The following is a 14,497-nucleotide window of genomic DNA, read 5'->3' on the forward strand; positions in this document are numbered from 1 at the left end:
CCATGAACCAAGACACCCGCACTAGGCGGGTGTCTTGTGGAATCCAGTTTGCGTGCCTTGCAAGCTGCACCCGCAGCCTTACGCCTTATCGGCATCCAGGTGATATCGCGTCGCTTCGGCCACTTCGTTCTTCGAGCCCAGGAACACCGGTACGCGCTGGTGCAGTTGTGTCGGCTGGATGTCCAGAATGCGTTCGCGTCCGGTGGTGGCGGCGCCGCCGGCCTGTTCCACCAGCATGCTCATCGGGTTGGCTTCGTACATCAGGCGCAGCTTGCCCGGCTTGCCCGGATCCTTCTTGTCCCAGGGGTAGATGAAGATGCCGCCGCGGGTGAGGATGCGGTGCACGTCGGCCACCATGCTGGCGATCCAGCGCATGTTGAAATCCTTGCCGCGTGCGCCGTCCTTGCCGGCCAGCAGGTCGCCCACGTAGGCCTGCATCGCCGGTTCCCAGTGGCGCTGGTTGGACATGTTGATGGCGTATTCGGCGGTGTCTTCGGGCACGCGCATGTTGGCCTGGGTCAGCAGGAAGCTGCCTTCTTCGCGCTCCAGGGTGAAGGCGTGGGTACCGTGGCCCAGCGTGAGCACCAGCATGGTGCTGGGGCCGTAGATGCAGTAGCCGGCGGCGACCTGTTGGGTGCCCGGCTGCAGGAAGTGCTCATCGCCCGGCTTTTCGGTGCCCTTGGGTGCGCGCAACACCGAGAAGATGGTGCCGACCGAAACATTGACGTCGATGTTGGAACTGCCGTCCAAGGGATCGAACAGCAGCAGGAAATCGCCGCTGGGGTATTGGTCGGGCACCGGCTGGCTGTGGTCCATTTCTTCGGACGCGCACGCGGCCAGATGGCCGCCCCAGGCGTTGGCTTCGAGCAGGATGTCGTTGCTGAGCACATCGAGCTTTTTCTGTGCTTCGCCCTGTACGTTGCCGGTGCCGGCATCGCCGAGCACGCCGCCCAGGGCGCCCTTGCTCACGGCGATGGAAATGCGCTTGCAGGCGCGCGAGACGATGGTGATCAGCTGGCGCAATTCCGCATCGATACGGCCGGCGTGTTGCTCTTCGATCAGGAAGCGGGTCAGCGAGGGACGCGACATGGGAACGGGCAGCCTGTGTAGGAAGTGGGCCGCCATTGTCGCCATTGCCGCGTTAGATTTCGATCACTTGATGCGCGGTTTGCATCGCCGGTGATCGAATATGTGCGGATGGCGTGTGATAAGCGGGGGGTTGTCCCGCGCTACCGCATCCAGCACGCCGTGCGTCGTCGGGGCGAGGGTGCAGCAGCAAGCACAAAAAAGCCGGGAGGCTTGCGCGCTCCCGGCTTATGACTTCAGCCGCTGTCGCCGATGGCGCTCCGCGCTGCATTACACCCGGCTGACAGTGGCCACGGCCTGGGCCACGTAGTCCAGGTTGCGCTGGCTCAGTGCGGCCACGCAGATGCGGCCGGTGCCGACGGCGTAGATCGCGAACTCGTCGCGCAGGCGGTCCACCTGGGTCCGGGTCAGGCCCGAGTACGAGAACATGCCGGCCTGGCGCTGGATGAAGTCGAACTCCGGCGCGCCCAGCGTGGCGAGTTTTTCCACCAGCCCGGCGCGCAGGGAATGGATGCGCTCGCGCATTTCGGTCAGTTCCTGCTCCCACAGATCGCGCAGCTCCGGGCTGGTCAGCACGCCGGCCACCAGCGCGGCGCCGTGCGTGGACGGGCTGGAGTAGATCGTGCGGATGATGCGCTTGACCTGCGACTGCACGGCCTTGGCTTCGGCGGCGGTGGCCGAGACCACCGACAGCGCGCCCACGCGCTCGCCATACAGCGAGAACGACTTGGAGTAGGAGCTGGCGACCACGTAGCTGTCGATGCCTTCGGCAGCCAGCAGGCGCACCGCATAGGCATCGGCCTCGATGCCCTGGTCGAAGCCCTGGTAGGCGATGTCGACGAACGGGAACAGGTTGCGTTCCTTCAACAGCCCCGCCACCTGCTTCCACTGTTCGCGGCTCAGGTCTGCGCCGGTGGGGTTGTGGCAGCAGGCGTGCAGCAGCACCACGGTGCCCGGCTCCAGCTTGGCCAGGTCGGCGAGCATGCCGTCGAAGTTCAGGCCATGGCTGGCGGCATCGAAATAGGTGTAATCGACAACCTCGAAGCCGGCCGCGCCGAACACCGCGCGATGGTTTTCCCAGCTGGGGTTGCTGATGGCGATGGTGGCGGTGGGCAGCAGCTTCTTGAGCAGGTCCGCGCCCACGCGCAATGCACCGCTGCCGCCGACGGTCTGCGAGGTCGCCACGCGGCCGGAGGTCACCAGCGCAGAGTCGGCGCCGAACAGCAGCTCCTGGGTGGCCTTGTCGTACGCGGCCAGGCCGTCGATGGGCAGGTAACCGCGCGGTTTGGCGTCCTGCGCGAGCTGCTGCTCGATCTGGTGCACGGCGCGCAACAGCGGGATGCGTCCGTTTTCGTCGTAATAGATGCCCACGCCCAGGTTGACCTTGTTGGGGCGGCTGTCGGCGTTGTAGGCCTCGGTCAGGCCCAGGATGGGGTCGCCTGGAACCTGTTCCACGTTTGCAAAGAAGGACACGGCATGACTCGCTGAAGGACGAAAGAGTGGGGTACTTCCGGATCGTTGACCGCTGTTGGGCCAAACCACTTCATCGTAGCAGCCCATGGCCGGCGTAGCATGCTTCGTTCCGCACGCAACAATGCACTGCCAGTACGGATGAGGGACACTACCTGCATGTCCAGACTCACCTTGTTGGCCGCCGCCTGCGGCCTGTTCGCCACGGGCGCCACATCGCCCGTCCTGGCTGCCGATCCGGTGCCGCCCGCCTCCACGCCGATCCAGCGCCTGCCTGCCGTGCAGGTGGACGCAGCGCGCGTGCGCGGGGTGGACGACTTCGACCTGCCGGCCTCGTTCACCGTGGTGGCGGCCGATGATGACAACCGCCGTGGCGCGCAGGTGTCCGAGCTGCTGGACGGCATCCCCGGGCTGGTGGCGCGCGACCGCCAGAACTACGCGCAGGACACCCAGCTGTCGATCCGCGGCTTCGGCGCGCGCTCCACCTTCGGCGTGCGCGGCGTGCGGCTGTTGGTCGACGGCATCCCGGCCAGCATGCCCGACGGCCAGGGCCAGCTGTCGCACTTCAACGTGCTGGGCGCGCAACGGGTGGAAGTGCTGCGCGGGCCGTTTTCGGCGCTGTACGGCAACTCTTCCGGCGGCGTGCTGCAGCTGTGGAGCGCCGATGGCCAACCGGACGACCCGTGGCGTCTGCGCGCCACCTATGGCAGCAACGCCACCGTTAACGTCGGTGCGCAATTGCTCGGCCAGCAGGGCGCGGTGCACTACAACGTGGCGGCCAATCGTTTCGACACCGATGGCTTCCGTGCGCATAGCCGCGCCAGGCGCGACTCGGTCAACGCCAAGCTCGGCTTCGATCTGGCCGAGGGCCGCCGGCTGGACCTGGTGCTCAACTATCTGGACGCACCCGATGCCCAGGACCCGCTCGGTCTGACCCGCGCCCAGTTCACTGCCGACCCGGCACAGGCCACGTCGGTGGCCACCCAGTTCGATACCCGCAAGTCGGTGCGCCAGTCGCAGGCAGGCGCCATCTTCACCCAGCAATTGGATAACCAGACGCTGCGCCTGATGGCCTATGGCGGCCAGCGCAGCGTGGAGCAGTTCCTGGCCATTCCGGTGGCGGTGCAGCGCAACCCGCTGCATTCGGGCGGGGTGATCGATCTGGACAGCAATTACGAAGGGGCCGATGCGCGCTGGGCCTGGCAGGGCGAAGCGCTGGGCCGGCCGCTGCAGCTGACCGTGGGCACCAATGTCGACCGCCAGCGCCAGCACCGCACCGGTTACGAGAATTTCGTCGGCGACACACTCGGCATCAAGGGCACATTGCGCCGCAACCAGCGCGATGAGGTCCAGAACGTGGACCAGTTCGCGCAGCTGTGGTGGCAGTGGAGCGAGCGCTGGTCGGCGCTGCTGGGCGTGCGCCATAGCGACGTGCGCTTCGAATCGGACGACCACTACATCGTGGGCCGCAATCCCGACGACAGCGGCAAGCGCGACTATTCCGCGACCACGCCGGTGGCCGGCATCGTGTTCCGCGCCGACGAGGATCTGCGGTTTTACGCGTCGGTCGGGCGCGGTTTCGAAACGCCCACCTTCAACGAACTGGGGTACCGCAGCGATGGCGGCGCCGGCCTGGCGCTGGACCTGGGCGCGGCCACCAGCCGCAACTACGAAGTGGGCAGCAAGTGGCGCGCGCAAAGCGGCGCGGCGCTGGAATTTGCGGTCTTCCGCGCCGATACCGACGACGAGCTGGCGGTGGCCAGCAATACCAATGGGCGCAGCACCTATCGCAACATCGGCGCCACCCGGCGCCAGGGCGCGGAGCTCAGCTGGCAACAGCCGATCGGTGCCGCCCAGCAGCTGCAGCTGGCCTATACCTTCGTCGATGCCACCGTGCGCGACGGCTACCTCACCTGTGCCAGCAGCGGCTGCGCCACGCCCACCGCACTGGTGGCCAGTGGTTCGCGCCTGCCGGGCGTGCCGCGCCAGCAACTGTTTGCGCGCTGGCAATGGCAGCCGGCGCAATGGCAGTTGGCTGCCGAATCGGTGGCCTCCGGCGCCACCGTGGTCAACGACCTGGCCACCGAACGTGCACCCGGCTACGCCTTGGTGAACCTGGAAGCCTCCCGGCGCTGGACCACCGCGCAGGGCGCATTGCGCGCCTTCGCACGCATCGACAATGTGCTGGACCGGCAGTACGTGGGCTCGGTCATCGTCAACGATGGCAACGGCCGCTACTACGAGCCCGGCCCGGACCGCACCTACACGGTGGGATTGCAGTGGGATTTTGGCGGCTGAGAAACATTCCACGCACCGCACGCCACTATGCACCGTGGCCTTGTAGGAGCGCCCCCGGGCGCGACGAGGCTGTCCCGATCAGACCAATCCCTACGCCATACCGCACCAGCATGATCGTCATCGACCACGCCCCTGCCGACTGGTTTCTTCTCTCCGAGGGTGATCGCTCTTGGCTGGATATCAACTGCGCGATCTCGGCCGCCGGCTTTTCGATCCTGCTGCTGTTGGACGCCACCGAGCGTGCCGCCGTGCTGGCAGGCCAGCATGCCGCCTGCGCAACGTTGGCGGCCCACGTTCAAGCCAGGCCACACGACTACGCTGCACGCGACAGCAGCGCGACCGACGGCAAGCGCGTGCTTGCGGCAGTGCGGCAATGGCGTGCGAGAGGAAGTACCGCGGCCGGCTAGTGCGCTATTGCGCGGTGCCGATGGGACTAGCCGATGGCGAGACTGAAGGTTGCGCTGCTGCCTGTACGTGCTCGCAGCGCGTTGCGCTCTGGTAGACAGCCTCCTGCGCAAGTCCGAGCAAGTCGGCGCCGAGCCAGGCACCGTCAGATCGGCATGCTAGCCTCTGCCGCGCATTCACGGCATGGAGCGCAACGATGATGGTCTGCAAGCGAACGGTCATGGTGGCGGCGATGGCGGCCGGCCTGCTGGTCTGCCACGCCGCGTGGGCAGACCACGTGGATATGCGCATCGTGCGCGACTATCCGGCCGGCACTCCGGCCATTGCACAAATCCACGCGTGGTTGCAGCAGCAATCCAGGCTGGGGACGCAGCCCAGGCAAACGCCGCCGCCGGCCGATGCCGCAGCGCTGGGCGCGGTGCGCATCAGCACCGCCATCTTCGATCGTCCGTTGAATACGCGCGCCGATGACATCAGCAACGCCGCGCCGCTGCCCGCACGCGGCCAGCCGCGCGACGAAATCACGATCGACGCCTGTACTGCCGGCCAACGCCATCGTTGGGTCTATTCCTGGGAGCAGTCCGGTCGGAGTGCCGCATGGCAGCTGCGCTCTTACCGGCTACAAACGGCAACCGACTGCCAAGTGCCACCGGAGCAATCCATGGCCATCGGCACGGCAGCAGAGCACGGTGTGACGGTAACTGGCAAACCTTAGCGCGGTTGGCAGCGTCAGCTCGGTGAATGCACAAGCCTGGCAGTCGTGTCACCGCCCGCGTTGCGTTGATTGACTCGACGTGCTTGCCGCGTGCGCTACACGCCTTGCTCTCCTCGCCGATGTTCAGTGTGTCAGTGCCTCACTGGCGAACCTGCGTTGCGACAGATGCCGCAAGCCGGCGGCCAGACGAAACGGCGCGGCATACGCCATTCTGCTGCAGTGCCATCGACGTCAGGCCGATGACGCGCTGCAGCGTATTTTCTGCGGGAATGGCAGGGTCAATCCCGGTTCCACGATGACGCAGCGCAACAGCATCGCACATGACATTGCGCTAGCACTTGCGCGGGTATACACGTTCGCATCGGACCACTTGCCAGGAGATCACGATGAACGCGCAACCTGCCACCAAGCCGCTCAACACCGATCCGCAGTCGATCTTCAAACCGCGCTACGACAACTTCATCGGCGGCAAGTGGGTCGCGCCGAAGGATGGTCAGTATTTCGACAACACCACGCCGATCAACGGCAAGGTCTTTACCTCGATCGCGCGCTCCACCGCTCCGGATATCGAAGCGGCGCTGGATGCTGCGCACGCGGCCAAGGAGGCGTGGGGCAAGACCTCCACCACCGAGCGCTCTAACGTACTGCTCAAGATCGCCGACCGCATCGAACAGAATCTCGAACTGCTCGCGTACGCCGAGACCTGGGACAACGGCAAGCCGGTGCGCGAAACGCTCAATGCCGACGTGCCATTGTGCGTGGACCACTTCCGCTATTTCGCCGGTGCCATCCGCGCGCAGGAAGGCGGTATTTCCGAGATCGACAGCGACACCATCGCGTATCACTTCCACGAACCATTGGGCGTGGTGGGGCAGATCATTCCGTGGAATTTCCCGCTGCTGATGGCGTGCTGGAAACTCGCGCCGGCGCTTGCCGCCGGCAACTGCGTGGTGATGAAGCCGGCAGAGCAGACGCCGGCTTCGATTTTGGTGTTGATGGAACTCATCGGCGACCTGCTGCCGCCTGGCGTGTTGAACGTGGTCAACGGCTTCGGCCTGGAGGCCGGCAAGCCGCTGGCCAGCAACCCGCGCATCGCCAAGATTGCGTTCACCGGCGAAACCACCACCGGCCGGCTGATCATGCAGTACGCCAGCCAGAACCTGATTCCGGTGACGCTGGAGCTGGGTGGCAAATCGCCCAACATCTTCTTCGCCGATGTGATGGCCGAAGACGACGATTTTCTCGACAAGGCGGTGGAAGGCTTCGTGCTGTTCGCCTTCAATCAAGGCGAAGTGTGTACCTGCCCGTCGCGCGCGCTGATCCAGGAATCCATCTACGACAGGTTCATGGAAAAGGCGCTTGCGCGCGTGGCGGCGATCAAGCAGGGCAATCCGCTCGATCCCAACACCATGGTCGGTGCGCAGGCGTCCAGTGAGCAGCTGGAAAAAATTCTCTCCTACATCGATATCGGCAAGCAGGAAGGTGCGCAAGTGCTGATCGGCGGCGAGCGCAACACGCTCGAGGGCGACCTGGCCGGGGGCTTTTACGTCAAGCCCACGGTGTTCAAGGGGCACAACAAGATGCGCGTGTTCCAGGAGGAGATCTTCGGCCCGGTGGTCTCGGTCACCACCTTCAAGGACGAAGCCGACGCGCTGGCGATCGCCAACGACACGCTATACGGCCTGGGTGCCGGCCTCTGGAGTCGCGACGCTTCGCGCCTGTATCGGATGGGCCGCGCGATCCAGGCTGGCCGCGTGTGGACCAACTGCTATCACGCCTACCCGGCGCATGCTGCATTTGGCGGGTACAAGCAGTCGGGCATCGGCCGCGAAAACCACAAGATGATGCTCGACCACTATCAACAGACCAAGAACCTGTTGGTGAGCTATTCGCCGAAGGCGCTGGGGCTTTTCTAACGGCAGCTGCGTGGCTGACCGCCTCGATGTTTGCGCACACGAAAGCCAGCCGGGCTTGTTCTGCTGCACCATCGATGCAAAGGCATGCACACGGTGTCCGCGTGCATGCACGCCCGCACATAGCGGCAGGGTATTGTGCTCGACAAGGCGGCCGGAGCGGCCGCAGGAGTTAGCCGATGCAAGACAGCACCTCGCGCACTGAGCTGCCGGCCCAGGTAACGGCCACGCTGGCGGCACTGCAGCTGATCGACAAGCTGCGTGCCCAGCATGGCGATGTGTTGTTCCACCAATCCGGCGGCTGCTGCGATGGGTCTTCGCCGATGTGTTTTGCGGTCGGCGAATTCATCGTCGGCGACCGCGACGTCTTGCTGGGCGAGATCGGCGGCGCGCCGTTCTACATCAGCGCGCCGCAATTCGAATACTGGAAGCACACCCAGCTCATCATCGATGTGGTGCCGGGGCGCGGTGGCATGTTTTCGCTGGAAAATGGGGAAGGTGTGCGCTTCCTGGTGCGGTCGCGGCTGTTTGATGATGATGAATTCGCACGGTTGCAGCAGGCCGGCCGGGCGTGAGCCACGCGGTGAGATTTGCCCCGTGATCACGGATCGGCCTGGTGCAGGTTGGTTTGTCTTTCAACCCACGCTTTCAGCCAGAGACCCGCCAGGAACACCTCTTCAGTCATCGGTCCCCGTCGATGGCGCGCTTCCCGGCTTCTTGGCCGGCGTCTGGTCATCGGCAGGAATCAGGCGCCCGGGCGCATCGCCGGCGCCGCGGTCTTCATAGTGTTCGGCGTCGCGCTTGCCGTGTTGTTCGCCCGGCTGGGTGGGTTGGTCGCGTAACGGGTCGCGGGACATGGTGGACTCCTGACAGCAAGATGGGCGAGCAGTTCACCGCGCCTGCGGTGAAGGGCACGCAAATCGCGCAATGCAAGCGAATTTCTCACGCATGGCTCACGGCAGCGGCGTTACTGATGTCAGCCCCCATGCCGCCCCGTGGAGCCGCCCATGCGCCCCCAGGATCGCCGTCCCGACCGTCGCCTGTTCAGTGCCCATGTCGAGCCCGCTCCGCCCAGGCGCGCGCCGCGCAAGTCACGCATGCCGGATACGGCTGGCGTGGCGCAGGATTTCCATTGCTACAGCCTGGCCGACTACCAGCGCCGCCGCCGGCGTGGCGGGCCCACCTGGCGCGATTTATCGCCGGCCTATGCGTTTGCGCGGATCACCCACGCTGCCGATTGGCCGCGCGGGGCCGATATCGATTGCGAGCAGGCCCTGGCTGCGCAGTGGGACAGCATGCGTGGAGCCTCGCGACTGGACTGGCCGCATGTGCGCGACATTGTCGAAGATGCCTGGCTGGCCCTGGACCACATTCCCGAAGCCGCAATTCATGGAGCAGCGCACTGATGGCACGACCGATCTGGACCGGCACCCTTTCCTTCGGCTTGCTCAACGTGCCGGTGTCGTTGATGTCGGGCGAGCGCAAGGTGGATCTGCATTTCCGGATGCTGGATTCGCGCGACAAAAAACCGATCCGCTTCGAACGCGTCAATGCCGACACCGGCGATGAGGTGCCGTGGAAGGAGATCGTCAAGGCATTCGAATACGACAAGGGCAGCTACGTCATCGTCGAAGAACAGGATATCCGCTCTGCGGCGCCGGAAAGCCATGAAACGGTCGAGGTGGAAACCTTTGTCGATGCAGCCGACATCGACCCACGCTATTTCGAAAAGCCCTACATCCTGGTGCCGGGCAAGAAGGCCGAAAAGGGGTACGTGCTGTTGCGCGAAACCTTGCGCGACACCGGCAAGGTAGGCATTGCCAAGGTGGTGATCCGCACCCGCGAGTATCTGGCGGCGGTGATGCCGCAGGGCGATGCATTGATCCTGTTGTTGCTGCGTTATCAGCAGGAGGTGGTGGACCCGCAGGACTTCAAGCTGCCGGCCGGTGCGGTGGGCGAGTACCGCATCACGCCCAAGGAACAGGAGATGGCAAAGCAGCTGATCGAGTCGATGTCCGGCACCTGGCAGCCGGAGGATTACCACGACGAATTCCGCGGCAAGCTGGAAAAGATCTTGCGCAAGCGCATCCAGGAAAAGGGCGGCACGACCACCGTGGACGTGGAACCCCCTCAGCACGAAGACGCCACCACCAACGTGGTGGACTTCATGTCGTTGCTGCAGAAGAGCCTGCAGGCCAATACGCGCACGCCAGCCAAGAAATCCAGCACGGCCGAAACGGCAAGCGCACCTGCAAAGAAAGCGGCGACCAAGAAAGCGGCGAAGAAAGCCGTCAGGAAGACCGCAGGCAAGGCGGCCAAGAAGACTGCCGCCAAGACGGCCGCGCCCAGGCGCAAGGCGGGATAGGCGGGGGCGCAGCACGGACGGTACGGGCGGCATGCCCGCCTGTCGGCGCGCGCTTGGCCGCGAATGGTGAGGCACTTTCTGTCAGCTGCCTGGCGAACCGCTCACAGCGCTCGATCACGCGCTACGGTCTTGCGGCGTCAAGGCGAGATCGTCTCTGCCCGCTCGCGCGTCACCCGGCTCAACGCGTCGGCGCTGATCTCGGCGATGGAATGCGTGCCGGTCAGCGTCATCGCCACGCGCATTTCCTTTTCGATCAGGGTCAGCAGGTTTTCCACGCCGGCCTGCCCGGCGGCCGCCAGCGCGTAGACGAACGCGCGGCCCAGCAATACCGCATCGGCACCGAGCGCGAGCATGCGCACCACATCCAGCCCGCTGCGGATGCCCGAATCGGCCAGAATCTTCAGTTCGCCCTTTACCGCATCGGCAATGGCTGGCAGCGCGCGTGCGCTGGACAGCACGCCGTCGAGCTGACGGCCGCCGTGGTTGGAGACCACGATGCCGTCGGCGCCGAAGCGCACCGCATCGCGTGCGTCCTCCGGGTCCAGGATGCCCTTGATCACCATCGGCCCGGTCCAGAATTCGCGGATCCATTCCAGGTCTTTCCAGGCAATGGACGGGTCGAAGTTGGCGCCCAGCCAGCCGATGTAATCCTGCAGGCCGGTGGGGCTGCCGCGGTAGGCGGAGATGTTGCCCAGATCGTGCGGCCTGCCGAGCAAGCCCACGTCCCACGCCCAGCGGGGGTGCGTCACTGCCTGCAGCATGCGCCGCAGCGAGGCATTGGGCCCGCTCATGCCCGAGTGCGCATCGCGGTAGCGCGCGCCCGGCGTGGGCATGTCCACGGTGAACACCAGCGTGGTCACGCCCGCGGCCTTGGCCCGTTCCAGCGCATTGCGCATGAAGCCACGGTCCTTGAGCACATAGAGCTGGAACCACATCGGCCGTTCGATGGCCGGCGCCACTTCTTCGATCGGGCACACCGACACCGTGGACAGGGTGAAGGGAATGCCGCGCGCGGCCGCCGCACGCGCGGCCTGCACTTCGCCGCGGCGTGCATACATGCCGGTGAGGCCGACCGGCGCCAATGCCACCGGCATCGCCAGCGTTTCGCCGAACAGCTCGGTGCTCAGGCGCAGATCCGACATATTGCGCAGCACCCGCTGGCGCAGCGCTACATCGGCCAGGTCCGAGACATTGCGCCGCAAGGTGTGCTCGGCATACGCGCCGCCATCGATGTAATGGAACAGGAAGGGCGGCAGGCGTGCTTGCGCAGCGGCGCGGTAGTCGGAAGCGGCGGAAATGATCATCGAAGACGGGACGGCAGCGGCGGGGAGCGGCCGAGTGTAAGACGATCCATCCAAGACGGCACGGCACCGGGGCAGCGAGTCGGCACTCTAGGTCTGGATGCGGCTCGACGCAGTGCCATGCCCGTTGCAGTGCGCCCGCTTAGGCGGGCGCAAAATGCCCGTGAAACCCTAGCGGTAGCGCGTACGGAAGCCATGCCTGGGCCACCGGCCCGGCATCGATATGTCGTGCGTCCAGCACCATCAGCCCGGTGCGGCCGCGGCGGGTGTCCAGCACGGTGCCGACCAGCCAGCCATCGTCTGGGCGGTCGCTGCCGGGCCTGGGGACGAACACATGTTCCTCGGCCAGCACGTCCGGCCCGTAGCGATGCACCTGGCGGCGGTCGCGTTCCAGGTCATAGCCGGCCACGGCATTGAGGAACGGCGAGTTGTCGGGCCCATCGATGCATGGCGCATACAGGCGTGCGCCGGTGGTGGTCGGGGTGCGGCGGTCGTACAACGGCAATTCCAGGTTATCCACCGGATGCGGCTGCCAGTGCGCGCGGCCGTTGCTCAGGTCCAGATGCAGGCTGCGCAGTTGCACCTGTGATGGTGCGGCCGCCGGGTCGCCGTGCATGGCCGCACGCATTGGCGAGCGCGCCTGCTCCGGATCGTCGTACACGATGGCGCGCACCACGATGCGGTCGCGATGCGCATAGGCGTCGGCAAAGTGGTATGCCACCGCAAAGTCGGCTTCAAACCAGCGTGGTTGGTCCAACGCATCCTTGGGCACCACCGCAATCCGCGATGGCGCTTCGGGCGTAAAGCGCAGTCTTTCGAAGAACGCGCCCTCGCCGTCCAGCCGGCGGTACGGCGCCATGACCAGAATCAAATGCCGATCTGTCATGGCAAAGCTGTGCATATAGCCGGGGGCGTCGGTGTGCAGCAGCTGCACGTGACGCAACGTGGCATCTGCGCCCAGGTGCCAGAGCACCACGCCGCTGGCGCCTGCCGCATTGATTGAGCCGAAGTTCCATGCGCTGCCGTCGCGGTCGATCAATGGGTGTGCGGAAAACGGCATCGCAGCCAGATCGTCGCGCCAGGTCACCGGGCCGAGCGTGCGCAACGCATCCGGATCCAGCTCGATCGCCGATCCCGCTTCCCATAATGCGAACAACCGGCCATTGAGCATCGCCACCGAGGTATTGGCGGTGTTGACGTCGTCGTTATTGCGGACCGGCTGCATGTCGGGCACGGAGGTGCCAGCGGCGCGATACAGAAAACGTCCGGCCTGCTGTTCCTGGGTGAATTTATGCGTCGCCACCATGCGCCCGACGTGCTGCACCTGGGTGCCGCCCAGCTGCCAGCGATGCACCATGCCATCGCCATCGAACCAGTGTTCGTAGCGGAACCCGGCGCGCTCGGTCCAGGCCGGGCCATTGCGATACAGGCTGCCTGCCAGTCCTTCGGGAAGCTTGCCCTGCACTGCCGTGGTGGTCGGCCCGAAGGTGGGGCTGGTCACGCTGCGCCAGCCCAGCAGCCACGGTGTGCGCTGCAACTGTGTATGAAACGCTGCCGCTTCTGCGGCGTGTGCAGGCAGACTGCGTAACATCCAGCTGCCGAGCGCAGCGCTGCCGCCGGCGGCCAACAGGGATTGCAGAAAGCGACGACGGTGCATGGCAGCGCTCCTATCGCGTGCCGGTGTCAGCGCATTTGCACGCTGATGCGCTTCCCGCTGGCCGGCAGGTCGAAGACGATCTCGTCCAAGCCAGGCTTGCGCATGCCGGTGGGGTTGTTGCTGAAGCCGTATCCTTCCACCGGCATGCCGATCAGGTTGGTGTCCAGCTTGCCGTTGGCGTTTTCGTCGTGATTGATCATCACGGCATAACGGCCGGGCGGAAGATTCTTGAACTGGATGTGCGGTGTGCTGCTGGTGATCGGCAGCGTCTGCGCCTGCACCGGCGGCTGTGCACTGTCCAGTTGTGCGGCCGAGGCGATCACCGCGATGCGCAGCTTGCCTTGTTGCGAACGCAAGCCGCTGACGTCCACGTTCAGGTCGGCGGCGTGCACGCCGGCGCTGCCGAGCAGCCATGCGAGCGCAACAACGGGATAGGGACGGGCGAGCATGCAACTCTCCTGGCAACGATAGGGATGCGACGCGGTGGGACCGATCGTACGCAGCGTATCCACCTTGCTGCGCTGGCGGCCGTCGCAGATCGGACCGTGTGGGGCCGCCCATACTCGCAGCAGCCCGCCAGGTGGCATGTCGTGTGGGCCGAACCTGGGTGCAAGCAGACGAAGCACTGCCTGGCATCCATGCGACGCCGCTGCTGTCTGCGCCGTCACCACACCAGCGGCAGCAGGCGCCGGCTCTGCTTCGCATACGCCGGGTAAGCCACCGGGAAGGCGCGCTGCAACGCGGCCTCTTCGATGCGAATGCGGTACAGGAAGACCCAGGTCACCGGCACCACGATCGCCATCACCGACAACGCATTGCCCATGCCCAGCGCCAGCCCGTAAAACGCCAGCAGCGCGCCGGTGTACGACGGGTGCCGCAGCCAGCGATACGGGCCGCGACGCACCAACTGGTGATCGGGCTGGATGGTCACGTCCACCGTGAACCAGCGCGCCAGCACCTGGATGGCCCACACGCGCAACGCCAGCCCGCTGCCGATCAAGGCGCAGCCGGCCCACTGCAGCGGCCCCGCCCAACCCAGCGGCCAGTGCGCCAGGCCGCTGTAGGCCAGCATCACTGCAACGGCCACCGCCGCAGACAACACGCGCCACAGGTATTTCAGGGTGCCTTGATCGTGCGCGCCACCATCGCCGGCGCGGCGACGGCGGCTGAGCAGCAGCTCATAGCCACCCCAGACCAGATTGAGCGCGATGAACAGACTGGAAGCGGACATGGTGTGACTCCTTGGCAACGCGGTGAGTGGATGAGGCCAGTCTGCGCGCGCACTGC

General features: G+C 65.6%; 14 protein-coding genes. 7 read left to right on the forward strand and 7 right to left on the reverse strand.

Features of this window, described 5'->3' with window-relative positions; genetic code table 11:
* Positions 1 to 78 precede the first annotated feature (78 nt).
* A complete protein-coding gene (locus AC1POX_RS00490; RefSeq protein WP_008573980.1) occupies positions 79 to 1,089 on the reverse strand; it encodes a class 1 fructose-bisphosphatase in 1,011 nt (336 codons plus the stop codon).
* A 267-nt stretch (positions 1,090 to 1,356) separates the two neighbouring features.
* Positions 1,357 to 2,559 carry an amino acid aminotransferase gene (locus AC1POX_RS00495; protein ID WP_277575496.1) on the reverse strand — a complete coding sequence of 401 codons (1,203 nt, stop codon included), beginning with the start codon at positions 2,557 to 2,559 and terminating at the stop codon, positions 1,357 to 1,359.
* A 156-nt stretch (positions 2,560 to 2,715) separates the two neighbouring features.
* On the opposite strand from AC1POX_RS00495, the gene AC1POX_RS00500 reads away from it, so the two are divergent.
* The 5 genes from AC1POX_RS00500 to AC1POX_RS00520 all read left to right on the forward strand — a co-directional run bounded on the left by AC1POX_RS00500 (position 2,716) and on the right by AC1POX_RS00520 (position 8,462).
* Positions 2,716 to 4,854, forward strand: coding sequence for a TonB-dependent receptor family protein (locus AC1POX_RS00500; RefSeq protein ID WP_372173198.1), 2,139 nt, complete (start codon positions 2,716 to 2,718; stop codon positions 4,852 to 4,854).
* Positions 4,855 to 4,964: 110 nt separating this feature from the next.
* Positions 4,965 to 5,261 (forward strand): hypothetical protein, encoded by a 297-nt coding sequence (locus AC1POX_RS00505; protein WP_031420532.1) that lies wholly within the window; start codon positions 4,965 to 4,967, stop codon positions 5,259 to 5,261.
* Positions 5,262 to 5,455: 194 nt separating this feature from the next.
* Positions 5,456 to 5,974 carry a hypothetical protein gene (locus AC1POX_RS00510; RefSeq protein WP_014088935.1) on the forward strand — a complete coding sequence of 173 codons (519 nt, stop codon included), beginning with the start codon at positions 5,456 to 5,458 and terminating at the stop codon, positions 5,972 to 5,974.
* 386 nt (positions 5,975 to 6,360) lie between these two features.
* Complete coding sequence (gene adh, locus AC1POX_RS00515) at positions 6,361 to 7,890, forward strand: aldehyde dehydrogenase (RefSeq protein WP_008573955.1); 1,530 nt, start codon at positions 6,361 to 6,363, stop codon at positions 7,888 to 7,890.
* Between the two features lie 176 nt (positions 7,891 to 8,066).
* A complete protein-coding gene (locus tag AC1POX_RS00520; protein ID WP_372356618.1) occupies positions 8,067 to 8,462 on the forward strand; it encodes a DUF779 domain-containing protein in 396 nt (131 codons plus the stop codon).
* A gap of 102 nt (positions 8,463 to 8,564) precedes the next feature.
* On the opposite strand, the gene AC1POX_RS00525 is transcribed toward AC1POX_RS00520, so the two are convergent.
* Entirely contained in the window at positions 8,565 to 8,744 is a 180-nt protein-coding gene (locus AC1POX_RS00525; RefSeq protein ID WP_008573948.1) for a hypothetical protein, read from the reverse strand.
* Between the two features lie 150 nt (positions 8,745 to 8,894).
* Here AC1POX_RS00525 and AC1POX_RS00530 point away from each other — a divergent pair, with 150 nt between their 5' ends.
* Together AC1POX_RS00530 and ku are read left to right on the forward strand one after the other, a co-directional pair.
* Positions 8,895 to 9,293, forward strand: a complete 399-nt coding sequence (locus tag AC1POX_RS00530) for a hypothetical protein (RefSeq protein WP_033478792.1) — start codon at positions 8,895 to 8,897, stop codon at positions 9,291 to 9,293.
* On the forward strand, positions 9,293 to 10,252 hold the full coding sequence (ku, locus tag AC1POX_RS00535) for a non-homologous end joining protein Ku (protein ID WP_008573931.1): 960 nt from the start codon (positions 9,293 to 9,295) through the stop codon (positions 10,250 to 10,252). Before AC1POX_RS00530 ends, ku begins: the two co-directional genes overlap by 1 nt.
* Positions 10,253 to 10,389: 137 nt before the next feature.
* Here ku and lldD read toward each other — a convergent pair whose 3' ends face one another.
* From lldD to AC1POX_RS00555, 4 genes are all read right to left on the reverse strand, one after another.
* Positions 10,390 to 11,556 (reverse strand): FMN-dependent L-lactate dehydrogenase LldD, encoded by a 1,167-nt coding sequence (gene lldD, locus AC1POX_RS00540; protein WP_008573929.1) that lies wholly within the window; start codon positions 11,554 to 11,556, stop codon positions 10,390 to 10,392.
* 139 nt (positions 11,557 to 11,695) lie between these two features.
* The gene (locus AC1POX_RS00545; protein ID WP_011345856.1) at positions 11,696 to 13,210 is read right to left on the reverse strand and encodes a carotenoid oxygenase family protein; all 1,515 of its coding nucleotides are present in this window, start codon (positions 13,208 to 13,210) and stop codon (positions 11,696 to 11,698) included.
* Positions 13,211 to 13,236: 26 nt separating this feature from the next.
* The gene (locus AC1POX_RS00550) at positions 13,237 to 13,659 is read right to left on the reverse strand and encodes a DUF2141 domain-containing protein (RefSeq protein WP_031420540.1); all 423 of its coding nucleotides are present in this window, start codon (positions 13,657 to 13,659) and stop codon (positions 13,237 to 13,239) included.
* Between the two features lie 215 nt (positions 13,660 to 13,874).
* Positions 13,875 to 14,441, reverse strand: coding sequence for a methyltransferase family protein (locus AC1POX_RS00555; protein ID WP_008573922.1), 567 nt, complete (start codon positions 14,439 to 14,441; stop codon positions 13,875 to 13,877).
* Positions 14,442 to 14,497 lie beyond the last annotated feature (56 nt).

This window comes from Xanthomonas sp. NCPPB 3442, assembly GCF_056725145.1.